This is a genomic window from Streptomyces sp. NPDC002640 (assembly GCF_053592575.1).
Genome location: NZ_JBSFVZ010000011.1, coordinates 63,858 through 86,248 on the forward strand (window position 1 = coordinate 63,858; position 22,391 = coordinate 86,248).

Annotated in this window: 22 protein-coding genes; 12 read left to right on the forward strand and 10 right to left on the reverse strand. The window is 75.6% G+C overall.

Annotated features, from left to right (window positions below; genetic code table 11):
* Positions 1-43: 43 nt before the first annotated feature.
* Entirely contained in the window at positions 44-850 is an 807-nt protein-coding gene (locus tag ACWD3O_RS16500) for a class I SAM-dependent methyltransferase (RefSeq protein ID WP_451416435.1), read from the reverse strand.
* 202 nt (positions 851-1,052) lie between these two features.
* Between ACWD3O_RS16500 and ACWD3O_RS16505 the strand changes: the two genes are divergently transcribed.
* The 7 genes from ACWD3O_RS16505 to ACWD3O_RS16535 all read left to right on the forward strand — a co-directional run bounded on the left by ACWD3O_RS16505 (position 1,053) and on the right by ACWD3O_RS16535 (position 7,942).
* Positions 1,053-1,127 carry a putative leader peptide gene (locus ACWD3O_RS16505; protein ID WP_451410040.1) on the forward strand — a complete coding sequence of 25 codons (75 nt, stop codon included), beginning with the start codon at positions 1,053-1,055 and terminating at the stop codon, positions 1,125-1,127.
* A 514-nt stretch (positions 1,128-1,641) separates the two neighbouring features.
* On the forward strand, positions 1,642-2,871 hold the full coding sequence (locus ACWD3O_RS16510; protein ID WP_451416347.1) for an ABC transporter substrate-binding protein: 1,230 nt from the start codon (positions 1,642-1,644) through the stop codon (positions 2,869-2,871).
* A complete protein-coding gene (locus ACWD3O_RS16515; RefSeq protein ID WP_451409985.1) occupies positions 2,868-3,740 on the forward strand; it encodes an ABC transporter permease in 873 nt (290 codons plus the stop codon). Before ACWD3O_RS16510 ends, ACWD3O_RS16515 begins: the two co-directional genes overlap by 4 nt.
* Entirely contained in the window at positions 3,716-4,612 is an 897-nt protein-coding gene (locus tag ACWD3O_RS16520) for an ABC transporter ATP-binding protein (protein ID WP_451416348.1), read from the forward strand. Before ACWD3O_RS16515 ends, ACWD3O_RS16520 begins: the two co-directional genes overlap by 25 nt.
* Positions 4,609-5,853 carry a phosphoesterase PA-phosphatase gene (locus ACWD3O_RS16525; protein WP_451416349.1) on the forward strand — a complete coding sequence of 415 codons (1,245 nt, stop codon included), beginning with the start codon at positions 4,609-4,611 and terminating at the stop codon, positions 5,851-5,853. Before ACWD3O_RS16520 ends, ACWD3O_RS16525 begins: the two co-directional genes overlap by 4 nt.
* 206 nt (positions 5,854-6,059) lie before the next feature.
* Positions 6,060-7,328: a histidine kinase gene (locus ACWD3O_RS16530; protein ID WP_451416350.1), complete on the forward strand. Its 1,269-nt coding sequence runs from the start codon at positions 6,060-6,062 to the stop codon at positions 7,326-7,328.
* Positions 7,292-7,942, forward strand: a complete 651-nt coding sequence (locus ACWD3O_RS16535; RefSeq protein ID WP_451409989.1) for a LuxR C-terminal-related transcriptional regulator — start codon at positions 7,292-7,294, stop codon at positions 7,940-7,942. The genes ACWD3O_RS16530 and ACWD3O_RS16535 overlap by 37 nt, the downstream gene beginning before the upstream one ends.
* Here ACWD3O_RS16535 and ACWD3O_RS16540 read toward each other — a convergent pair.
* Positions 7,924-10,107, reverse strand: a complete 2,184-nt coding sequence (locus tag ACWD3O_RS16540; RefSeq protein ID WP_451416351.1) for an MMPL family transporter — start codon at positions 10,105-10,107, stop codon at positions 7,924-7,926. The genes ACWD3O_RS16535 and ACWD3O_RS16540 overlap by 19 nt on opposite strands.
* Before the next feature lie 319 nt (positions 10,108-10,426).
* On the opposite strand from ACWD3O_RS16540, the gene ACWD3O_RS16545 reads away from it, so the two are divergent.
* Both ACWD3O_RS16545 and ACWD3O_RS16550 read left to right on the forward strand, forming a co-directional pair.
* Positions 10,427-10,705, forward strand: a complete 279-nt coding sequence (locus ACWD3O_RS16545) for an acyl carrier protein (protein ID WP_451409991.1) — start codon at positions 10,427-10,429, stop codon at positions 10,703-10,705.
* Entirely contained in the window at positions 10,702-11,919 is a 1,218-nt protein-coding gene (locus ACWD3O_RS16550) for a beta-ketoacyl-[acyl-carrier-protein] synthase family protein (RefSeq protein WP_451416352.1), read from the forward strand. The genes ACWD3O_RS16545 and ACWD3O_RS16550 overlap by 4 nt, the downstream gene beginning before the upstream one ends.
* Before the next feature lie 40 nt (positions 11,920-11,959).
* Here ACWD3O_RS16550 and ACWD3O_RS16555 read toward each other — a convergent pair whose 3' ends face one another.
* Both ACWD3O_RS16555 and ACWD3O_RS16560 read right to left on the reverse strand, forming a co-directional pair.
* Positions 11,960-12,373 (reverse strand): MazG-like family protein, encoded by a 414-nt coding sequence (locus tag ACWD3O_RS16555; RefSeq protein WP_451416353.1) that lies wholly within the window; start codon positions 12,371-12,373, stop codon positions 11,960-11,962.
* Between the two features lie 3 nt (positions 12,374-12,376).
* Positions 12,377-13,021 (reverse strand): PhzF family phenazine biosynthesis protein, encoded by a 645-nt coding sequence (locus tag ACWD3O_RS16560; RefSeq protein WP_451416354.1) that lies wholly within the window; start codon positions 13,019-13,021, stop codon positions 12,377-12,379.
* Positions 13,022-13,111: 90 nt separating this feature from the next.
* Between ACWD3O_RS16560 and ACWD3O_RS16565 the strand changes: the two genes are divergently transcribed.
* Positions 13,112-14,071, forward strand: a complete 960-nt coding sequence (locus tag ACWD3O_RS16565; RefSeq protein ID WP_451416355.1) for a hypothetical protein — start codon at positions 13,112-13,114, stop codon at positions 14,069-14,071.
* A gap of 126 nt (positions 14,072-14,197) precedes the next feature.
* On the opposite strand, the gene ACWD3O_RS16570 is transcribed toward ACWD3O_RS16565, so the two are convergent.
* Positions 14,198-14,926 (reverse strand): bifunctional DNA primase/polymerase, encoded by a 729-nt coding sequence (locus ACWD3O_RS16570; protein ID WP_451409996.1) that lies wholly within the window; start codon positions 14,924-14,926, stop codon positions 14,198-14,200.
* Positions 14,927-15,031: 105 nt separating this feature from the next.
* Positions 15,032-16,054, reverse strand: a complete 1,023-nt coding sequence (locus tag ACWD3O_RS16575) for a small ribosomal subunit Rsm22 family protein (protein ID WP_451416356.1) — start codon at positions 16,052-16,054, stop codon at positions 15,032-15,034.
* A gap of 262 nt (positions 16,055-16,316) precedes the next feature.
* Here ACWD3O_RS16575 and ACWD3O_RS16580 point away from each other — a divergent pair, with 262 nt between their 5' ends.
* Complete coding sequence (locus ACWD3O_RS16580; RefSeq protein WP_451409998.1) at positions 16,317-17,309, forward strand: Gfo/Idh/MocA family protein; 993 nt, start codon at positions 16,317-16,319, stop codon at positions 17,307-17,309.
* 104 nt (positions 17,310-17,413) lie between these two features.
* Here the strand turns inward: ACWD3O_RS16580 and ACWD3O_RS16585 are convergent, their stop codons facing one another.
* Positions 17,414-19,054, reverse strand: coding sequence for an alkaline phosphatase D family protein (locus ACWD3O_RS16585; RefSeq protein WP_451409999.1), 1,641 nt, complete (start codon positions 19,052-19,054; stop codon positions 17,414-17,416).
* 203 nt (positions 19,055-19,257) lie between these two features.
* Between ACWD3O_RS16585 and ACWD3O_RS16590 the strand changes: the two genes are divergently transcribed.
* Positions 19,258-19,803 (forward strand): DoxX family protein, encoded by a 546-nt coding sequence (locus ACWD3O_RS16590; RefSeq protein WP_451410000.1) that lies wholly within the window; start codon positions 19,258-19,260, stop codon positions 19,801-19,803.
* A gap of 161 nt (positions 19,804-19,964) precedes the next feature.
* Here the strand turns inward: ACWD3O_RS16590 and ACWD3O_RS16595 are convergent, their stop codons facing one another.
* The 3 genes from ACWD3O_RS16595 to ACWD3O_RS16605 form a co-directional block, all read right to left on the reverse strand.
* A complete protein-coding gene (locus ACWD3O_RS16595) occupies positions 19,965-20,960 on the reverse strand; it encodes an anti-sigma factor RsbA family regulatory protein (RefSeq protein ID WP_451410001.1) in 996 nt (331 codons plus the stop codon).
* On the reverse strand, positions 20,957-21,829 hold the full coding sequence (locus tag ACWD3O_RS16600; RefSeq protein ID WP_451416357.1) for an MEDS domain-containing protein: 873 nt from the start codon (positions 21,827-21,829) through the stop codon (positions 20,957-20,959). The genes ACWD3O_RS16595 and ACWD3O_RS16600 overlap by 4 nt, the downstream gene beginning before the upstream one ends.
* Positions 21,830-21,950: 121 nt before the next feature.
* Positions 21,951-22,313, reverse strand: coding sequence for an STAS domain-containing protein (locus ACWD3O_RS16605; RefSeq protein ID WP_451410003.1), 363 nt, complete (start codon positions 22,311-22,313; stop codon positions 21,951-21,953).
* Positions 22,314-22,391 lie beyond the last annotated feature (78 nt).

Here is a 22,391-nt window from a genome sequence, read left to right on the forward strand (position 1 = left end):
CGCGGGCGGCGCGGGCGGACGCCCGGGCGCGGCGGCGACCCGGTCAGGCCGAACCCGCGGCCAGCAGGGCGACGTGCGGGAGGGCGAGGAGACCGTCGTCGCCGAGGAGCGGCGCGGCGAGGGCGTCGAACTCCTTGCGGACCGCGTCGATCACGTCCTGGGGCTGCGCCGCGATGAGGGCGCCCGTGGGGCCGACGCCGCCGGCCGTGCCCGCCCACCAGCGGTCGGGGTCCACGCGATGCTCGAAGCGGACCGTCGCGCAGGTCACGCCGGTGAATCCGGCCTCGGCGAGGAGCGCGGCCACGCCTTCCTCGGTGCGCGGGAAGTCCTCCTCCGGCGCGATCGGCGGAAGCGCCGGGGGCAGTTCCACACCGGCCGCGACGACGGCGCGGTGCGCCAGGCTCTGGCCGGCGCCTCTCTCCTCGCCCCACAGGGTGAGGGCGACCCGCCCGCCGTCCCCGGTGACCCGGCGCAGCTCGGCGGCCGCGGTGCGCGGGCGGCCCACGTGGTTGAGCACGAAGTTGGCCAGCACGGCGTCGAACGTGCCGTCCACGAAGGGGAGTTCGGGCAGCGCGGCGACCCGGACGTCCGCCTCCGGAACCGCCTCGGCGGCCCACTGGGTCATGTCCGGCTCGGCGTCGACGGCGCTCACGATGGCCCTGGCCCGGCAGGCCGCGGCGGCGACCGCCCCCGTGCCCGTGCCGACGTCCAGCACCCGGGCGCCGGGGCCGACCTTCGCGGCCTCGACCAGTGCGGGGACGGTGTGCGCGCACAGGCCCGCGAACGTGGCGGCGTACGCCGAGGCGCGCCCGTCCCAGATGCGCCGCTCGGCTTCGTCGAATGCAGTCATGTTCATCGGGGCATGTTACGAACCCCCGTACCGAAATGGGTGTCTGACGGCGTGTCCGGAAGGTGAACCGGTGGTGCCGCGCTGACGCGCGCGCTCCCGAACGCGCCGGTTGTTGCGGGAGGACGAAGGCGGTGTGGCGGTCGCCTTACGGCCCGGCCGCTTCCCTTGTCCGCCCGGGAAGCCGGTCCCTAGGGTCATGGCCATGCGGACATTGTTGCGGCTCACCAAGAGGCGCGCCGTCGACCTGATGCGCGTCGCCACCTCCGTCTGTCGCTGAGCCCCTCGCCCGGCTCCACCGCCCCGCCGGCCGTACCGGCCCCGGCGCGCACGCCCGCCGTGCCGCAGGGCCTGACACGCGCGGTACCCGGCCCGCACCGGTCCGGACCCGGCCCGGATCCAGCGCGGACCCGGCCCGGATCCGGCGCGGACCTGGCTCGGATCCGGCGCGGACCTGGCTCGGATCCGGCGCGGACCTGGCTCGGATCCGGCGTGGACCTGGCCCGGATCCGGCGCGGACCTGGCCTGGACCCGGCCCAGACCGGCTCGGACCCGGCCGCACGTGCCGGGCCCGGCGGGACGGACCGTTTCCCCGGGCTACGTGTCCGCGCCGCCGACCGCCGCGTCACGGCCGCTGCCGGTCCGGCCCGTCGACCCGCCCAGCCGACCCGCCCGTGCGTCGAGCCCTCGTCCACCGCGCGCGGTGCCGCGAGGCGCCGAGGTGTGTCCCGCGCGCGGTGCCGCGAGGCGCCGTACGCCCAGTGCTCCCGCTTCTCCCCCTAAGGCTGCCCTCCATGAAGATCCGTTTCCGTTCCCGCATACCCCGCCCCCCGTCCGGGCGGCCCCGGCGCCCCGCCCTGCTCGCCGCGGTGCCGGCCCTGCTCCTGCTGCTCGCCTCCTGCGCCCTCGACGCGGAGACCGCCGCGAGCAGCGAGGAACTGGCCGGCTCCCGGATCCCCGCCACGGTGGCGCCCGGCACCGAACTCGTCGTCGGCGCACCGTCGTTGAAGGTGGCGCTGGAGCTGTCCGGCCAGATCGACGAGCTGCCGTTCACGGTGGAGTGGGCCAACATCAGCGGTGGCCCGCAGTGCTCGGAGGCGTTCCGGGCCGGGGCGCTGGACGTGTGCGCCGCCGCGGAGATCCCGTCCATCAACGCCCACTGGACCGGCCTGGACACCAAGCTGGTCGCCGCGGCGTTCCGCGAGGACCCCTACGCGAACCCGATCTACGAGCTGGGCATCGCCCCCGGCGCCGGCATCCGCACCCTGGAGGACCTGCGCGGCAAGAAGATCGCCTACAGCCCGGGCCAGGCCCAGGGCGCGCTGGTGCTGCGCGTCCTGCAGAAGGCCGGCCTCGGCCAGGAGGACGTCGAACTGGTCGAGCTCGCCAGCACCGGCGACGTCTACCCGACCGCGCTGGGCAACCACCAGGTGGACGTCGCCCCCATCGCCGACGTCAACATCAAGCGGTACCTGAAGAACTACGGCGGACAGGGCGCCACCACCCTCAAGCACGGCCTGCGCGACGACCCCTCGCACCTCTGGGCGCTCACCGAGTCGGTGGCCGACCCGCAGAAGGCGGCCGCCGTCCGGGAGCTGGTCAAGGTCTGGGCGCGGGCGCAGGTCTGGATCGACGAGCACCCCGACGAGTGGATCGACGGCTGGTACGTCAAGGACCAGGGGCTCAGCCGCGAGGACGGCGAGTACCTGGTCGAGCGGGCCGGACACCCGGACATCCCCGCCGACTGGACCGCGGCCATCGAGCGGCAGCAGCGGACCGTCGACCTGCTCGCCGAGGAGCAGGGCCACGAGCGGTTCGAGGCGAAGACGCTGTTCGACCGGCGGTTCGAGAAGGTCGGCGCTCAGGCCCTGACCGACGGTGCCGGACGGGCCTCGGGCGGCGGAACCGCGGCGAAGAGCGCAGCCCCCGCACAAAGCGGAGCCCCCGCGAAGAGCGGAGCCCCCGCGAAGAGCGGAGCCGCGGCGAAGAGCGGAGCCGCGGCGAAGAGCGGGGGCGCGTCATGAGCGTCGAGGCACCCACCCGTTCCCTCGCGCCGGCGCGCCCCGCCGGTGACCGGCCCGTCGCGGTGCGGAAGCCGCCGCGGACCGGCGCCCGCGGGCGGCGGCTGGGCCCCGGCCGCCCCGTGCGGTACGGCTGGGCCGTCGGCCCCGTACTGCTCCTCGCCCTGTGGGCGGCGGGCTCCGCGGCCGGCTTGGTCGACCCCCGGGCCCTGCCCGCGCCCTGGACCGTGGCCGCCACCGCCGGTGACCTGATCGCCGAGGGGCGCCTCCAGGACCACCTGCTGACCTCGGCCGGACGGGCCGCGCTGGGGCTGGTGTCCGGCGTGGCGGCCGGGCTGCTGCTGGCCCTCGTGTCGGGGCTCAGCCGCATCGGCGAGGCGCTGGTCGACGGTCCGGTGCAGATCAAGCGGGCGGTGCCCTCGCTGGCGCTGATCCCGCTGCTCATCCTGTGGTTCGGCATCGGCGAGACCATGAAGGTCGTCACCATCGCGCTCGGCGTCTTCGTGCCCATCTACATCCACACCCACAACGGCCTGCGGGCCATCGACAACCGCTACGTCGAGCTCGCCGAGACGGTACGGCTGGGCCGGGCCGCCTTCGTCCGCCAGGTCGTCCTCCCGGGCGCGCTGCCGGGCTTCCTGCTCGGCATGCGCTTCGCGGTCACGGCGGCCTGGCTCGCGCTGGCCGTCGTCGAACAGGTCAACGCCACCAGCGGCATCGGCTACATGATGGAACTGGCCCGGACCTACGGACAGACCGACGTGATCCTCGTCGGCCTCGTCGTGTACGGCCTCCTCGGGCTGGTCTCCGACGGCCTGGTGCGGCTCGTCGAGAGGAGGGCGCTGTCATGGCGTCGCACCCTGGCCGGCTGAGCCCGGCCGAAGCCGTCCGGATCGAGGACCTGGTCCGCTCCTTCGACGGGCGCCGCGTCCTCGACGGACTCGGACTGACCGTGCACGAGGGCGAGTTCGTCGCCCTGCTGGGACGCAGCGGATCCGGCAAGAGCACCCTGCTGAGGGCCCTGGCCCGGCTCGACCACGACGTGGACGGCGACGGGCTGCTCACCGCCCCCGACAACGTGTCGGTGGTCTTCCAGGACGCCCGCCTGCTGCCGTGGAAGCGGCTGCTGGACAACGTCGTCCTCGGGCTCGAAGGCCCGGACGCCGAGGAACGCGGACGGGCCGCGCTCGCCGAGGTGGGACTCGCCGGCCGGGAACGGGCCTGGCCCGTGGAACTGTCCGGCGGCGAGCAGCAGCGCGTCTCGCTGGCCCGCTCCCTGGTGCGCGAGCCCCGACTGCTGCTGGCGGACGAGCCGTTCGGGGCGCTGGACGCGCTGACCCGCATCCGGATGCACGCCCTGCTGCGCACCCTGTGCGCCCGGCACCGGCCGGCCGTGCTGCTGGTCACCCACGACGTCGACGAGGCGATCGCGCTCGCCGACCGGGTGGTGGTGCTGGACCACGGCCGGATCGCCGCCGACCTGGAGGTCCGGCTGCCCGCGCCCCGCCGCGCGGGCACACCGGAGCACGGCCGCCTGCGCGACCGCCTCCTCACCCACCTGGGCGTCGACCTCACCGACCTCGACCCCGGCCCCGACCCCGACCCCGGCCCCGCCCTCGACCCCCACCCCGGCTCCGCCCCGGCCCCCACCGCTCCCGAGTCCACCGCCGCAGTCGCCTCCGTCGAGGCCACCACCTCCACCGGCACCACCGCCGACCAGCAGAAGGAGCCCGTCCCGTCATGAGCACCCGCAGATCCCGCACCGCCCTGGCCGCCCTCGCGGCGGCCGTCCTGACCGGCGCGCTCGCCGCCCCGCAGGCCGCGGCGCACCCCCGGACCGCCGGTGACACCGCCGTGGAGTGGTTCGACGTCACCGCCCGCACGGTGGCCGCCGCGCCCGCGCCGACCCAGGTCACCAACAGCCGCACCTGGGCCATCGGCTGGCTGGCCGCCGCCCGGGCCACCCGCGAGACGCCGCGCGGCGTCGACGCGGGCGAGTACCGCCGGGCCGCGCTCGCCTCCGCCCTGCACCGTGCGCTGACCGAACTGGTGCCCACCCAGGCGGCCCAGGTCGACGCCGCGTACGCGGACACGCTGGCCGCGATACCCGACGGCCCCGCCGAGGACCGGGGCGCGGCGGCCGGCGAGCGGCAGGCCGCGCTGCTCCTCGCCGACCGGACCGGGGACGGCCTCGACCCCGCCTCGGTCAACACCCCGTACCCGGTGCCGGCGGCCGGCCCCGGCGTGTGGCAGCCGACGCCGCCCGCCCACGCCCCGGCCACGCAGTACGGCAACCGGGTGGCCGAACCGTTCGCGCTGCGCTCGCAGAGCCAGTTCCGGCTGCCGCCCCCGCCCGCCCTCGACTCGGCCCGGTACGCCGCCGACCTGGCCGAGGTCCGGGCGTACGGCGCGGCGGACAGCGCCGTGCGCACCGCCGAGCAGACCGGGACCGCGCAGTTCTGGTACGGGTCCTCGTTCACCCTGTACACCGAGCCCCTGCGGGTGGCGCTCACCCGCTCCCCGGAGGGCCTGGCGGGGCAGGCCGCGCTGGTGGCGCTCTTCCACGTGGCGTCGGTGGACACCCAGATCGCCACCTCGGACAGCAAGTACGCCCACGCCCGCTGGCGCCCGGTGACGGCGATCCGCACCGGCTCCCTCGACCCGGACCCGCAGTGGACGCCGCTGCACGTCACGCCCGCGCACCCGGACTACCCGAGCGGCCACGGCACCTACTCCGGCTCGGCGGAGGGCGTGCTGACCGCGCTCGCCGGGCCGCGCACCGCGCCGTTCGAGCTGACCAGCCCCACCGCGCCGGGTGTGACCCGCACCTACACGGACTGGCGGCGGCTCTCGGTGGAGAACGTGGACGCCCGCGTCTGGTCCGGCATCCACACGCGGACCGCGGACGAGGCGGGCATCACCCTCGGGAAGAACGTCGCCCGGTACGTGCTGGAGCGCCGGGGGACGCTGCTGGCACCGCGCTGACCGTCCCGGCGGCGACCGTCCCGGCGCCCACCGCCCAGGCGCCGACCGCGCGGGGACGGCGGCACGGTTCCGGAGCCGGGGGTGTACCCAGCACCACCCCCGCTCCGGGTGCCGCGCCCCGTGCGGCGGCGCTCCGGCGTCCGTACCGTCCTCGATGGGGGGCGAAGGGCCCGCCGGAACACCGCAGGGGAACGGGGAGTCGGACCATGACCGTCGCACGGGCAACCATCGCTGCCGCACGGGGACTCGGCCTGGGGGTGATGGCGTTCTTCGGGTCCGTGTTCCTCCTGCTGGGGGTCGTCCTGGCCGCCGCCCTGCTCCCGCTCGGCGTCGGCGCCTACCTGCTGCCTCCCCTGCTCACCGCCGTCCGCCGCCACGCCGACCTGCGACGGCGGACGGCCGAGCGGTGGTACGGGACGAGCATCCCGGGCGCCTACCGTCCCGTGCCCGCCGGAGCGCCCGCCACCGGGGTGACCCGCACCCTGCGCCTGCTGCAGGACCCGGCGGTCCGCCGCGACCTGCTCTGGCTGCCGGTGGACGCGACCGCGGGCTTCTTCCTCGCCCTGCTGCCCGCCGCGCTGCTGGCCAAGGCGGCGGAGGGCCTGGCCCTGGCGCTGGGGTTCTGGCGGGCCGCCGCGGACGGCGGGGACTACTGGTACGTGTTCCTCCCGGTCAGCGGACAGGCCGACGCGATCGGCGCGGGCGTCCTCGGACTGCTCCTGATGCACCTCGCCTTCCGCTTCAACGACCGCCTGCTGCTAGCCCACTTCACCCTCACCCGGACCGTGCTCACGCCCACCGGGCGGGCCGCCCTGGAACACCGGGTCGAGGAGCTCGCCCGCACCCGGCACGACGCCGTGGACACCTCCGCCGCCGAACTGCGCCGCATCGAACGGGACCTGCACGACGGGGCGCAGGCCCGGCTGGTCGCGGTGGGGATGAGCCTCGGCACCGTCGAGGCGCTGCTCGACAAGAACCCCGAGCAGGCGCGGGCGCTGCTCGCGAAGGCCCGCGCGGAGTCCGTGGAGGCGCTCGCCGAACTGCGGGACCTGGTCCGCGGCATCCACCCGCCGGTCCTCGCCGAACGCGGACTCGGCGACGCCGCCCGCGCCCTGGCCCTGCGCACGCCGGTGCCCGTGGAGGCCGACGTCGACCTGCCCGGCCGCGCGGAGCCCGCCGTGGAGTCCGCCGTCTACTTCGCGCTCAGCGAGATGCTCACCAACGTGGTCAAGCACGCCGGCGCGAGCCGCGTCTGGCTGGAGCTCGGACACCACGACGGCATGCTCCGCCTGACCGTCACCGACGACGGCCGCGGCGGCGCCGACCCGGCGGCCGGCACCGGACTGGCGGGAGTGGAGCGGAGGCTGGGAGCATTCGACGGCGTCCTGGCCGTCGTCAGCCCCACCGGCGGCCCCACCGTGGTGACCCTGGAGATTCCGTGCGCGTTGTCCTCGCCGAAGACCTCTTCCTGCTGAGGGACGGCCTGGTCCGGCTGCTGGAGGCGCACGGCTTCGAGATGGCCGCCGCCGTCGACAACGGCCCCGCGCTGGACCGCGCCCTCGAGGAACTCGAACCGGACGTCGCGGTGGTCGACGTCCGGCTCCCGCCCTCCTTCACCGACGAGGGCCTGCAGTGCGCCCTGCGCGCCCGGCGGCGCACCCCCGGACTGCCCGTGCTGGTGCTCTCCCAGCACGTCGAGCAGCTCTACGCCCGTGAACTGCTCGCCGACGGCAGTGGCGGCGTCGGCTACCTGCTCAAGGACCGGGTGCTGGACGCCGAGCAGTTCACCGAGGCGGTCCGCCGGGTCGCCGCCGGCGGCACCGCCATGGACCCGCAGGTCATCTCCCAGCTCCTGCAGCGCCAGGGCGCCGCCGACCGGCCCGTCTCCCGGCTCACCCCGCGCGAACGGGAGGTGCTGGAGCTGATGGCGCAGGGCCGCTCCAACACCGCCATCGCCGCCCGGCTGACCGTCACCGAACGGGCCGTCGCCAAGCACACCGCCAACATCTTCGCCAAGCTGGACCTCGAGGTGTCCGACGACGACAACCGGCGGGTCCTCGCCGTCCTCGCCTACCTCGACGCCGCCTGAGCCGCGGCGGCCGGCTCCCGCTCCTGCGGGCCGGCGGGCGCGGCGCCGCCCGGGGCGCGGTACGGGCTCCACCAGTTGGCGGGGCCCAGCACCGTCATCACCGCCGGCACCAGAACACCCCGCACCACCACCGCGTCCACCACCGCCGCCAGCGCGATGCCGACCCCGATCAGCTTCAGCGAGGTGACCGGCGCCGACGCCATCGCCGCCGTGGAGATCGCCACCGCGGCCGCCGCCGAGGTCAGCAGCCGCGCCGTGCGGGCGATGCCGTCCACGATGGAGCGGCGGTTGTCGCCGCAGCGGTCGAACTCCTCGCGGATCCGGCCCAGCAGGAACACCTCGTAGTCCACCGACAGCGCCAGCGCCACGAACAGGGTGAACAGCAGCAGCGAGGCGTCCAGCGTGCCGGTCACCGTGAAGTCGCCCACCAGCCACCGCAGCCGGCCCTCCTGGAACATCCACACCATCGCGCCGATGCTCGCGCCCAGGCTCAGCACCGCCACCGCCAGCGCCTTCAGCGGGGCCACCCAGCTCCGCGTGAAGTACCCCAGCAGCAGCGTCAGCGCCACCGCCAGCAGCAGCAGACAGCGCGGCAGCGCCTCGCGCACCGCCGCGTTGGTGTCGGCGATCTCCGCGGCCCGGCCGCCCACCGCCAACTCGCCCGGCGCGGGCACCGCCCGGACCGCCTGAAGCGCCGTCCGGGCCCGCTCCGAGTCCGCGGCCACGCCCAGCGCCGCCGCCAGCACCACACCGCCCTCCCGCTCACCCCGCCCGGTGGCCGCCGGCCGCACCCAGGTCACGTCGTCCACGGCCCGCAGCCGCTCCAGGTAGGGCCCCATCGCCGCGGGCCGGGCGACGCCGGTGAGCACCACCGTCAGCATCCGCTCCGGCGGCGCCGCCAGCTCCGCGTCCACCCGCGCCTGGGTCCGGGCCACCTGCGCGGACGCCGGCAGGGCCCGCTCGTCCGACAGGCCGAACCGCGCCTGGGTGATCGGCGCGGCCAGCAGCACCAGCAGCAGCGCCGCCAGCGACCCCGCCAGCCACGGCCGCCCGGTGACCGCCAGCGAGGACCGCCGCCAGAACCGGCTGTCGTCCCCCGTGCCCGCCCGCCGCCACCGCCGCAGCGGATCGAACCGGTCGACCCGGCCGCCCAGCAGCCGCAGGCACGACGGCACCACCGTCAGCGCCACCACCGCCGCCAGCACCGTCGCCGTCGCCCCCGCCATCGCCAGGGCCCGCAGCAACGGCACCGGCACCACCAGCGCGCACGCCATGCAGCAGGCCACCGCCGCCGCCGAGAACACGATCGACCGGCCGCTGGACCGGCGGGCCGCCGCCAGCGCCGACTCCAGGTCCTCCCCGCGGCCGGTGTGCTCCTTCACCCGCGCCAGCAGGAACAGCGTGTAGTCCACCGCCAGGCCGAAACCGACGGCCGCGGCCGCGTTCACCGCGAACGACGAGACGTCGAGGAACCGGGCCAGCAGCCCGATCACCGGGATCGAGCACGCCACCGTGAGCAGCGCCACCAGCACCGGCAGCAGCGCCGAGACGACCGAACCGTAGGCGAACACCAGCACCGCGAACACCAGCGGCGCCGCCACCAGTTCGGCCCGGGCGAGCCCCGCCGCCGACGCCAGGTTCAGCTCGCGCCCCGTCCACACCGGGCCGCTCGCCTCCACCCGCACCCCGTCCGGGACCGCCGCCCGCGCGTCGGCCAGCACCCCGGGCGCGGCCCGCTTGCGGTCCGCCGCGTCACCCGTCATCCCCACCGGGACCAGCTGCAGCGTCCCCGCGGGCGACCGCCCCGGGTCCGCCGGGGAGGCGCCCGCCGTCCCCACCCGCCGCACCGCCGGATGGTCCGCCAGGGCGTCCGCCACCGCGCGGGAGGCCGCGGCGACCGCCGTCCGCTCCCCACCGGTCACCACCAGCACCAGGTCGGGCGCCGCCACCCCCAGCCGCTCCGCCTGCCGCGCCGCCCGCTCCGCCTCGGTACCGGTGGCCGACGCGCCCCCGGTGTTCAGCGACGCCAGCGACGCCGGGGCCAGGAGCGCCGCGCAGACCAACGCCAGCAACGCCCCCGCCAGCACCAGCCGGGCCCGCCGCAGCACCGGGTCCCCGGACCCCCGCCGACCGGGGCCGCCGGTCTTCCCGCCGACCGTCTCCACGCCGTCACCACCTCCCGACCCGCCCCCGGGGCCCGCCGGACGTCACGCCTGCGCCGGCGGCCCGCGAGCACCGCCGCCCTGGTGAATCCGGGCGACGCGGGATGCGTGTCACCGATTGTCCGCCCATGCGATGTGCCTACGGTGCCGAAGGCGGGAGCGGCTGCCGGGCGATCCGCCGTGTCCGGGCCCGAATCCCACCTGTTTGGCGGGCGGCGGACCCGGAGCCCCACGACGGACGGGGTGCGGCTGCGCCGCGCGGTCCGCGGCGGTCCGCGGGACGGCGGCCGCACATCGGCACATTCCCTGTGAGGAGAGACAGTTGACGGACCAGCCGCTTGTCGCACGGCTCGAGGCGCTGCTGCGCGACCACTTCGAGATCGACCCCGAGGCCCTGCGCCCGGACGCGACCTTCGGGGAACTGCAGATCGACTCGCTGGCCATGGCCGAGATCCTCGCCATCCTGGAGGACGAGGACGGCATCAGCCTGCCCCCGACGCTGCCCGGACTCGGCGCCGACACCTCCCTCGCCGACGGCTTCCGGATCATCGCCGAGGCCGCCGCCGAACAGCAGGGCGAGACCGCGGGGGCCGGCAGGTGAGCTTCCCGATCGCGGTCACCGGCCTGGGGATCGTCGCCCCCGACGGCGTCGGGGTCAAGGAGGCCTGGGAGCGGCTGCTCAGCGGCGTCTCCACGGCGGCCCGCGACCCCGAACTGGACGGCATGCCGGTCGACTTCTCCTGCCGCGTCGACGACGAGGCGATCTCCGCGCGGCTCGGCCGCGGCCTGCGCTGGCGCACCGACCGGTTCATCCAGTTCGCCGTCATCGCCGCCCGCGAGGCCGTCGCCGACGCCGGCCTCTACCCGGAGGAGTGGGACGCCGAGCGCGTCGGCGTGGTCATCGGCGTCGGCGGCAGCGCCATGGTGCACACCGGGGAGTACACCAAGCTGATGGAGGGCCGCTTCGGCGCCATGATGCCCAGCCTGGTGGCGCGCAGCCAGCCCGGCATGGCGGCCGGCGAGGTCTCCATCGACCTCGGCGCGCGCGGCCCGATCCTCACCACCAGCACCAACTGCACCTCCGGCGCCTCCGGGATCGCCATGGCCAAGCTGCTCCTGGACTCCGGCGCCTGCGACGTCGTCGTCGCCGGAGGGGCCGAGTCCGTCCGCAACAACTGGGGCTCCGCCGCCTTCTGGCGGATGGGCGCCCTGTCCACCCGCGGCGACGACCCGGCCGCCGCCTCCCGCCCGTTCGACGCGGACCGAGACGGCTTCGTGCTCTCCGAGGGGGCGGGGGTGCTGGTCCTGGAGCGGGAGGAACACGCCCGCGCCCGCCGCGCCAGGGTCCGCGCCCGCCTCGCCGGGCAGGCCCTCTCCGGCGACGCCCACCACTGCGTCGCCCCCGAACCGGACGGCGCCGGTGCGGCCCGGGCGATGCGGGCGGCCATCGCCGACGCGGGCCTCACCCCCGCCGACATCGACCACGTCAACGCCCACGGCACCTCGACCACCCTGAACGACGTCGCCGAACACCTCGCGCTGCGCTCGGTGTTCGGGACGCCACCACCGGTGACCGCCAACAAGGGCGTGTTCGGGCACGCCATCGCGGGCGGCTCCGCCATGGAGGCCGCGTTCAGCGTGCTCTCCCTCGACCAGCAGGTCATCCCGCCCACCGCCAACCTGCTACGGCAGGACCCCGCGATCGACCTGGACGTGGTGTCCGGGGCGCCCCGGCCCGCCGCCCTGCGGTCCGTGCTGTCCAACTCGGTCGGCTTCGGGGGCCACAACACGGCCCTGGTGTTCACCGCGCCCTAGCCGTACTGCCCGGCGGACCGGCCGTCGGGGCCGGGAAGCGTCAACCACCGTCCGGCGGGCGGGAGTTCTCCGAGCCGGGAACCCCGTCCACCGGGCGGGACCTCTCCGCCTCGACGGCCTCCTGGCGCCTGCGGACACCGTCCACGTGGGCCAGGAACACCTCCCGCGCGTCGGGGGTGAGGGTGCGCAGCGCCACCAGCGCGGTCAGCGCCACGTCGCACAACTCCGCCCGCACGTCGGACCAGTCGTGGGTGACGCCCTTGCGCGGGTTGTGCCCGAGGGCGCCGATCACCGCCTGCGCGACCTCGCCGACCTCCTCGGACAGCTTCAGCATGCGCAGCAGCAGCTCCTGCTCGCGGGGGCCGGTGCTGCTCCGGTCCAGCCACGCCCACAGGGCGTCGACCGACGCCCAGGCGTCGTCGTCCCGCGTGTTCCCGTCAGGGGTCGAGGTCACCGGTCAGCGCTCCAGGACGACGCGGCCGCCGATCTCCACCCAGCCGTGCGGCTGCGGCGCGGTCAGGATCTGGGAGCCCAGGCCCTGGGTGATGTTGAGGGCACGGCCGAGCCGGTCGGTGAGGAGCAACGCCGCCGCCCCGGTCGCCTCGTCCTCGTCGACGCCGTCGTCCCGGCCGGGGAACGCCCGGGCGCGGACCCGCCCCGCCGCCTCGTCCTCCCAGGCCCAGGCGTAGATCCACTCGCCCTTCCCGGGCACCTCCAGGGCGTCCACCTCGACCGCGGAGTCGTACTGGCGCAGGACGCGCGGCGGCGCCCACTCCGCGCGGGCCTCGATCCAGGTGAACTCGCCGTCCAGGCGCACGCCCACCTCACCGGCCGCGGTGACCAGTTCGGGCACGTCCAGCAGCCAGGCGGTCCCGACACAGGGGTGGCCGGCGAACGGCAGCCGCAGGGACGGCGTGTAGATCTCGATCACGCCGCGCTCGGGGTCGTCTACGAACACCGTCTCGCTGAAGCCGAGTTCGGCGGCCATGGCCTGCCGTTCGGTCTCGCCGGGGATCTTCGACCCGTCGCGGACCACGGCCAGTTCGTTGCCGTAGCCGCGTCCGGCGTCGCAGAACACCCGCAGCACGTCGTAAGGAGTCACGTCGCGCATTCAAGCATCCCCGGGTACCGTCCGCGCGCGCCGCCCGGCACGGGTAGGGTGCCGCTGCGTAAGCCGGAAGGAGAAGGCGAGTTGTCGATCACGTGGGGGCGTCGTGTCCTGCCGGCCGCCGCGGCGGCCCTGGCACTGACCCTGAGCGGGTGCGTCGTGGTGCACGGCGAGCGGGAGGTCCTGCCGGCCGCCACGCCCGACGAGGCGGGCGGGGCGCTGCGGGCGTTCACCGACGCCTACAACGCGGCCGACAAGGCGTACGACCCCAGCCTCGACGAGGACCGGGTGACCGGCGCCTTCGGGGCGATAGACGGGGCGCGCCTCAAGGCGCGCCAGGCCAACCACCCGCAGGGCAACGAGCGGCACGAGCCGCTGGAGCTGACCGACGCCCGGTACACCATCCCCGCCAAGGCGGGCTGGCCGCGCTGGTTCCTCGCGGACGCCAAGGCCAACAAGGGCGGCGACGCGCGCTGGATGCTGGTGTTCGTCAAGGAGCGCAAGGAGGAGCCCTGGCAGGCGGCCTACCTGACGCTGCTCGACCCCGCGGACGTGCCGGAGTTCCGCAAGGACGAGCAGGGTTACGCGGAGCCGGCCGTCGGCGGCGACGCGCTGGCCGTCGCCCCGTCGAAGCTGAGCCGGGCGTACGCCGACTACCTGGGCGAGGGCGGCGAGACGTTCGCGCGGGGGCCGCACACCAGCGTGGTGCGCGAGCAGCGGGAGAAGAACGAGAAGCGGCCGGGCCTGGTGCGGCAGTTCAAGGACGAGCCGCTGGTGGCGGGCGACTACGCGCCGCTGGGCCTGCGGACCGCCGACGGCGGGGCACTGGTGTTCTTCGCGACACGGCACTTCGAGAAGCTGACGGCGGCCCCGGGCACGGAGATCCCACTGCAGAACGCGGACGTGCGGGCGCTGACCACCGGCGAGGTCGGGCAGACGCTGACCATGGAGTACGTCTCGCAGCAGGCCGTGCGGGTGCCGCGCCGGGGGCAGGTGGTCTTCCTCGGCCGGGTTCCCGGGCTCACCGCGGCGCGCGGGGAGTGACCCGTCCCGCGGCGGCGGGGTGTAGGTGCGGGGGCATGGCACAGGTGCCAGGAGGCACGCACCGGGGCTCAGGTTCGGCGGGTGCGGGGTGCGGGGTGCGGGGTGCGAGTGCGGGGGCGGGTGCGGTCAGCGCTGGAGCGGCCAGACCGCGCCGGCCGGCTCCTCGTCGCCGTACCGCTCGCAGGCGTCGGTGAGGGTCTCGAGCAGGATGAGCGGCTCCGGCAGCGGGTGCTCCGGACCGCGCAGCCAGCGCACCGAGCGGCCGTCGTCACCCGGCAGCCGGGCCGGGGGCACCAGGACGTAGGAGCCCCGGCAGTGCCAGCGCAGTCCGGGGTGCCCCTCGTCGGTCTCGGGGTGGCTGTCCAGCTCGCAGGGCCACCACTCGTCCTCGTCCTCGGGCGTGCCGCGGGTCTGGGTGAAGAAGAGCATCCGGCCGTCGTCGCTCTCGGCGACCGGCCCGACCTCGACGCCCTGCTCCAGCAGGCGCCGCAGCGCGGAGCGGCCCGCCGCCAGGGGCACGTCCAGGACGTCGTGGAGCATGCCGGTGGCGGTGATGAAGTTGGCCTCGGGGTCGCCCTGGGCCCAGCGCTCGACCTGGGCGAGGTCGGTGGTGGACTGGGTCTGCCAGGCGAAGGAGACCGGGTGGCGGGCGGGCGTCGGACAGCCCACCCGGGCGCACGAACACCGGTAGCCGACCGGATGGGCCGCGGGCGCGAGCGGCAGCCCCGCGGACGCGGCGGCCAGGAGCAGGGCTTCGCGGTCCTCCGCCCCGGCGGCCTCCTGCGGACGCCGTCCGCGCAGCCACTGGGAGATCCTGCTCTGCCGGCCGGGACGGCCGCCGAACGTCGCGCTCATCTATCCCCTCGCCTCGCCGATGGTGCGGACAGCATGCCCCATGGTCGCACCGTCACGTGCCTCCGGGCGGGCCGGGCACAACACGCCTGAGGCTCGGATCGGAGGTCATTGCCTGATTTCATGGTAATTGCCGGGCTCGGCGGGCGGCCAGGAGTCGCCCCAGTCCGCGTCCCGGGCCGCCTTGTACAGGTCGCCGTGGCGCTTGGTCACCGTGTGGCGGCGCAGCTGTTCCTCCGCCTCGCACAGGTCCAGCAGCACCTGTCCCTTGCGGATCTGCGGGCGGCGGACCACCCGCGCGGGGGCGGGGGAGAGGTCCGTCACAGGCAGCCGGGTGGCGGCGACGTAGCTGAACTTCTCGTCCTCGTAGGGCAGCGAGCCGGCCTTCACCCGGCGGTGCAGCGAGGAGCGGCTGACCCGGGCGGAGAAGTGGCACCAGTCGGTGCCGGGGACGATCGGGCAGGCGGCACTGTGCGGGCAGGGGGCGGCGACGCGGAAGCCCGCGGCGATCAGGCGGTCGCGGGCGGCGATCACCCGGGCGTAGCCGTCCGGGGTGCCGGGCTCGACGACGACCACCGAGCGGGCGGCGCCGGCGGCGGCGTCCACGACGTGGGCGCGGTCCTTCGCGGTGAGCTCGCCCAGGACGTAGGAGACCGTGACGAGATCGGTGCTCTCGATCTGGAGCGCCGCTCCGATACGCGAGCGCTGCCAGCGCGCCCCGGCGAGGGCCGGGTTGGCGGCGGCCAGCTCCTCACCCAGGGCGAGCGCGGGCTCCGCCCAGTCCAGCACCGTGACCGGCCGCACGCCGTCCCAGGCGGCGGTCACCGCCCAGGTGGCCGCGCCGGTGCCGCCGCCGACGTCCACGTGCGAGGCGGGCGTCCAGCCGGGGACCGCGTCGGCGAACGCCGCCAGCGCCGCGCTCACCGCCTCGAAGGTGGCCGGCATCCGGTAGGCCGCGTACGCCGCGACGTCGGCGCGGTCACGAAGGATGGGGGCGTCGGTCGGGGTCTCGCCGCGGTAGTTGGCGATCAGCCGGTCGACGGCCTGGGCGGCCTGGCGGGGAGGGAGTCCGTCGAGCAGTTCCGCGAGCGCGGTGCGGAGGGTCTCGGCGGGGGACGGCGCGATGTTCACCCCACGATTGTCGCAGCCGGCCGGGGGCGCCCGGTCCGGCGGCCGCGCGGGCCCCAAGCCGGTGCGCCCGCCCGTGACCGCCCCTGCCCGCCCTGTGAGACGTCCGGGCCGTCCCCGCCGGGCGGCCCGGCGCGCGATCTATGCTCTCCGCCAGGGCCGGTGTCCGGCGGCGTCCCGGTGTCCGACGGCGTCCGGTGGCCAGGTGTCCTGGTGTCCTGGTGTCCTGGTGTCCGACGGTGTCACGGAGTGAGGAGCGGCCGGCATGGCTGAGACGGTGCGGTGGGGAATTCTGGCCACGGGCGGGATCGCGGCGGCCTTCGCGGGCGACCTCGTCGACCTCCCGGACGCCGAGCTGGTGGCGGTCGGATCCCGTTCCCAGGAGTCGGCCGACGCCTTCGCGGAACGGTTCGGCATAGCGCGTGCCTACGGCGACTGGGCGTCGCTCGCCGCGGACGAGGAGGTCGACGTCGTCTACGTCGCCACCCCGCACACCGCGCACCGGGCCGCAGCCGGGCTGTGCCTGGAGGCCGGGCGCAACGTCCTCTGCGAGAAGCCCTTCACGCTGAACCTGCGGGAGGCGGAGGAGCTGGTCGCGCTGGCGCGCGAGCGCGGGCGCTTCCTCATGGAGGGCATGTGGACCGCGTGCAACCCGCTGGTCCGCCGGATGAAGCAGCTGGTGGACGACGGGGCGATCGGCGAGGTCCGGACCGTGCAGGCGGACTTCGGTCTGGCCGGGCCGTTCCCGGTGGCGCACCGGCTGCGGGACCCGCAGCAGGGCGGCGGCGCGCTCCTCGACCTCGGGGTCTACCCGGTCGCCTTCGCGCAGATGCTGCTGGGAGAGCCGACGCGGGTGACGGCCCAGTCGGTGCTGTCGCCGGAGGGCGTCGACCTGCAGACCGGAGCGGTGCTCGGATGGGAGAGCGGTGCTCTCGCCATGGTGCACTGCTCCATCGTCGGGGCGACCGGGATCACCGCCTCGGTCACCGGCACGCGGGGGCGGATCGACGTGCCCGACGGCTTCTTCCACGCCGACCGGTTCGTCCTGCACCGTGAGGGCCGGGAGCCGGAGGAGTTCGCGCTCACCGCGGGGGACGGGCTGCGGAGCAGCTTCCGGCACGAGGCGCTGGAGGTCATGCGCGCGATCCGCGCCGGGGAGACCGAGTCGCCCCTCGTCCCCCTCGACGCCACGCTCGCCGTGATGCGGACCCTGGACACCGTCCGCGCCCAGACCGGCGTCCGCTACCCCGGGGAGTGACCCGCGACTACCCCGGGCACTGACCCGCGGCCACCCCCGGGAGTGGCCCGCGCCCGCGGCGGGCCCGGCGGCGACCGCACGCCACCGGACCCGCCGCGGGGCCGTCACGCCGGGGTGAGGCCCGGGTCGCCGGACTCGGTGACGTACGTGGCGGCGACGGTCAGCGGCGCGTCGGGCACCGTGACGCGCGGGACCGTCTTGAAGCGGGTGACGGCGGCCCGCCGCCCCAGCTCCACCGTGGTGTAGCCGCGCAGCCCGTTGTAGAACCTCAGGTGCGGGTTCCGCTCCAGGTACCCCGCCCAGTTGGCCGGCCGCTCCGCCCCGTCCCCGCCGGACGAGACGGAGGTGGTGACGATCTCCGTGCCCACGGTCCGCGAGGCCGGGTCGTCGAAGTCCTCCTTGATCTCCAGCCCGTAGTGGACGTGCACGTCGCCGGTGAGGACCATCAGGTTCTCCTGGCCGGACGCCTTCCACCCCTCCAGCACCCGCCGCCGCGACGCCGGGTAGCCGTCCCAGGAGTCCATGGACCGTGTGGTGTTGCCCGCCGCGGGGTTGTTGCGGCGGCTGAAGGTGACCTGCTGCGGCACCACGTTCCACACCGCGGAGGACCGGCGCCAGCCGTCCACCAGCCAGCGCTCCTGCTCCGCGCCGGTGAGCGTCATCGACTCGGCCTCGGACTCGGCGGTGGGCGTCTTCCAGCCGTCCCCGTTCGCCTGGTCGGTGCGGTACTGGCGGGTGTCCAGGACGTCGAACTGGGCCAGGTCGCCCCAGTGCATGCGGCGGTACAGCTTGAGGTCCGGGCCCTCGGGGCGCTGCGCGGCGCGCAGCGGCATGTTCTCCCAGTACGCCCGGTAGGCGGCCGCCCGGCGCAGCAGGAACTCCTCCGGCGGGACGGAGTTCTCCGGGTTGTCGCCCGCGTAGTTGTTCTCCGTCTCGTGGTCGTCCCAGGTCACCACGAACGGGTGCGCCAGGTGCGCGGCGATCAGGTCCGGGTCGGACTTGTAGAGGGCGTACCGCAGGCGGTAGTCCTCCAGCGTCACGGTCTCGTGGTTGAAGTGGGCCGGGATCACCCGGTCCGTGTAACCGCGGCCGCCCGCCTGGGCGTTGACCGCGTACTCGTAGAGGTAGTCGCCGAGGTGGAAGACCGCGTCCAGGTCCTCGCCCGCCAGGTGGCGGAAGGCCGTCCAGTGGCCCTGGTCGTAGCGCTGGCAGGAGACCAGGCCGAAGCGGAGCGCGTCCACCCGGGCGCCGTGCCCGGGCGCGGTGCGGGTCCGGCCGGTCGGGCTGATCCAGTCGCCGGCCCGGAAGCGGTAGTAGTACACGGAGCCCGGCCGCAGGTTGCGCACGTCCACGTGCACCGCGTGGTTGAACTCCGGGTGCGCCCAGGCGTGGCCGCGCCGCACGACGCGGCGGAACCGCTCGTCGTGCGCGAGCTCCCAGCGCACGGAGACCCGGCCGGCCGGCAGCCCGCCGTCCAGGTCGAGGGGCCGGGGGGCCAGCCGGGTCCACAGCGCCACCGAGTCCGGCAGCGGGTCGCCGGAGGCCACGCCCAGCGTGAACGGGTCCTCGGAGAGCCGGGCCGGCTCCAGCTCGTCGGCGGCGGCGGTGCCGGCCGCGGGAAGGTTGACGGCGAACGCCAGGGCGGCCGCGGCCGCGGTGCTCGTCAGGAATCTTCGGCGCCCCAACGCGCCCGCCGCGGCGCGGAGTTCAGGTGAGTGGGCAGCGGGGCGGGCAGGCGCGGTCATGGTGGCCTTCCGTGACGGTGGCGGGATGCGGAAGGCATTCGAACGGGACAGGACGACCCCCGGTTGTTGAGCACACGACATGCACATGACGGCTGGGTAACCTCCCCATGACCCCCTGTGATCACACCCGTGCGCGGGTGGAACGGCGGAAACGGGGGGACTCGGGACCGGTCCGTAGCGGTCATCGGTCTCAAGGAGTCGACGTGACGTGTTTCGACCGGCGTGATCTCGGTCTGCTGCTGCTGAGGGCGGGCACCGGCGGGGTGCTCGCCGCCCACGGGGCGCAGAAGCTGTTCGGCTGGTTCGGCGGCCACGGGCTGGAGGGCACCGGACAGTGGATGGAGTCCATCGGCTACGCCCCGGGGAAGGCGAGCGCCACGATGGCGGGCGCCGCGGAGACCGGCGGCGGGGTGCTGCTGGCGCTGGGGCTCGCCACCCCCGCGGCCGGGGCGGCGGCGGCCGGCGCGATGGCGGGCGCGGCCGTGGTGCACGCCCCCCAGGGCTTCTTCGCCCAGAGCGGGGGCTACGAGTACGCGGCCTCGCTGGGGCTCACCGCGGCGAGCCTCGCCGTGACCGGGCCCGGGCGGATCTCGCTCGACCACCTCTTCGGGCACGCCGTCAACAAGGACTGGATGGTCCCGGCCGTGTTCGCCGCGGTGGGCGCGGCGACGGCGTACGTGGTGGGCAGCCGCAACCGCCGCGTCAGGAAGCAGGCCGAGGGCGAACAGGACCCCCTCTTCGAAGCCTGACCCGCACCTTCGCCCCGGCCGTCGAAACCTGCCGGACCCGGCCGTCGAAACCTACGGCCCTGGCCCCGGACCCGGACCCGGCGCGGGCCCAGGCCCCCGCCCGGACCGGGCAGGGGCCCCGCACCCGGTCGCGCCGGGCGGCGCGGGCGCGGGCGGGCGGCTCAGCTGCCGGGCGGCGGGTTCACCGCCATGTGGAGGCGGAGGACCAGCCCGCCCGTCTCGGCGCGCATCTCGACCAGGTCGCACAGCTGGTGCATGATCCACACCCCGCGGCCGCCGTGCGGCGAGCGCGGGTCGGGGCGGCGGCGGCCCACCAGGGGGTCGGTCAGCTGCCCGGCGTCGCGTATCTCGGCGACCAGGGAGTTCTCCGCCCGCCACATCCGCAGCGTGCCCTGCCCACCGCCGTGCCGCACCGAGTTGCCGGTGGCCTCGCCGATGGCCAGCAGCCAGTCGGTGCGCCGCGCCGGGGACAGCCCGCAGCGCGACGCCCAGTCCTCGGCCTCGCCGCGCACCAGCGCCAGCTGGTGCTCGCCGAACTCGACGACCAGCGGGTCGGCGGGCTCGGGCAGCGGGGTGTCGAAGGTCCGGCAGACGTCCAGCGGGTCCGCGAAGTCGCGGCTGATGCGCCGCGTGCCCTCCTCGGTGACCACCGGGTGGATCCGGCGCGCCTGCGTCAGGACCTCCTCCGGCAGCCGGGCGTCGTACGGGCACAGCACGCTGACCCGGCGGCCCGCGAAGGCCACGTTGACCAGTGCCTGGTGGCGCAGTGCCTCACGGGTCTCGGCGGGCCCCCGGCCCACCCACAGGGCCTCGCCCACGATGCACGGCCGGGACTCGGAGGACTCGTGCCGGTCCGCGAACTCGCGGAACTGGGACAGGATGCGGCCGGGGTTGCGCCCGGCCTCCGTCATGTCGAGCCAGGTGACGCGCTCCTCGGGGTCGTCGAGGAGCTCACGCAGCCGCGCCAGCCGTGCGCCGGGCACGGCGACCAGCGCGTGGTCGCCGCGGGCCTGCACGGCGGTGCGGACGAACCGGCACACGCCGTCGAGGTACTCGTCGTCGGAGCGGTAGAAGAGCGCAGGGTGGAAGAGACCGGAGCCGGGCCCTCTGCCGGGCGGCTGCCGGAAGTATGTGGTGGTTCGGCTGTGTGTCGTCATCGCTCGGCGATCTCCACAGCGGCCCCGAGCTCGGGGAACAGTCCGAGGAGCCGTCGAAGGGGTGCGGGTGGGTGGAGGAGGCGCAGGCGACCCGCCGGGCGGCGCCGGGCGGCCTCGGCGAGCGTCACCAGGGCGGCGATGTCGAGGTGCCGGAGGCCGGACAGGTCCAGTTCCACGTCCCCGCCGGGCGAGCCGGCCACCACGGCCGCCGCCGCACGGACCGTCCGCCGGGTGTCGTACCCGGCGGAGCCCGACAGCCGCAGACCGGTACGGCCGCCCAGCGGCTCCAGCCGCAGGGTGGGGCACGGGGCGGGTCCGCCGCGGCGGTCCAGGTGGGCGCCGGCCAGGACGGCCAGCAGCTCCGGGGGGACCCGGCGGCGGTCGTAGAAGCACCAGGCGGTGAGCGGGAGCGGTTCGAACACCTCGTGGTGGAGGCGGAGCTCGTACTCCAGGAGCCGGTCCGCCCCCTTGGCGCCCAGTGCGCCCCAGGCCATCTCGCCGATCGCGCGGAGCCCGCGGTGTCCCTCCGCGAGCGCGCTGTCCACGGCCTGCCGCCACAGGCCCATCATGGCGTCCGGGTCGAAGGCCGGGCCCGACAGGTAGGTGCGGGTGGCCGTCGTGACCACCAGCCGCCCCTCGGCACGGGCCCGGCCCGCGTCGACGCCGGCGGACGCCAGGGCGCCCATCACCCGGTCGGTGTCGGTGGTGTCCGAGAAGTACTGCACCTGCTCGCCACGCTCCAGCCCGGCGCGGACGAAGGTCACCAGGTGACCGGCCCACTCGCGGTCGTCGGAGAACACGACGCCGCTGTGCCGTCCGTGCGCGGGGGACACCGGCACGGGAACGTCGGCCGTGGAGGTCATGGCCATCTGTCCGTCCTTCTCGGAGCCCGTGTCCCGTCGCGTCGCCGGGGCGCCTGCCCCGGCAGGATAACGAAGTGCAGAGCACACCGATGCCCCGAACGGCTCCCGGTAAACAGGGCCGGACGGCCTAAATCCCCAGAGCGGTCACCGCACCGTCGACATCGGGATGGAACGTGAAGATCTGGTCCAGCCCCACCGTCTCGAACATCTGGCGCAGCTCGGTGCCCAGTCCGGCCAGCGCCAGCGGGCAGGCCGCCCGGTCGGCGCGGTGGTGGGCGGTGACCAGCACCGTGATGCCGGTGGAGTCGCAGTAGGAGAGCGCCGACAGGTCGATCACCAGGGCTTCCGTCCGGGCGAGGTCCAGGCCGTCCAGTTCGCCCAGCAGGGCTCCGGCCGTGTGGTGGTCGAGTTCGCCGGTCACCCGCAGCACGACGGCGCCCGAGGGGTGCGTGTGCCGGTCGACGGTCAGGACGGGATCGGTCGTGGTCACCGGGTCTCCTGGGGGGTGGTGCGGATCGGGTGGGGTGCAGGAGCCGACGGCCCGGGGGTGCGTCCGGGAGCGGCGACC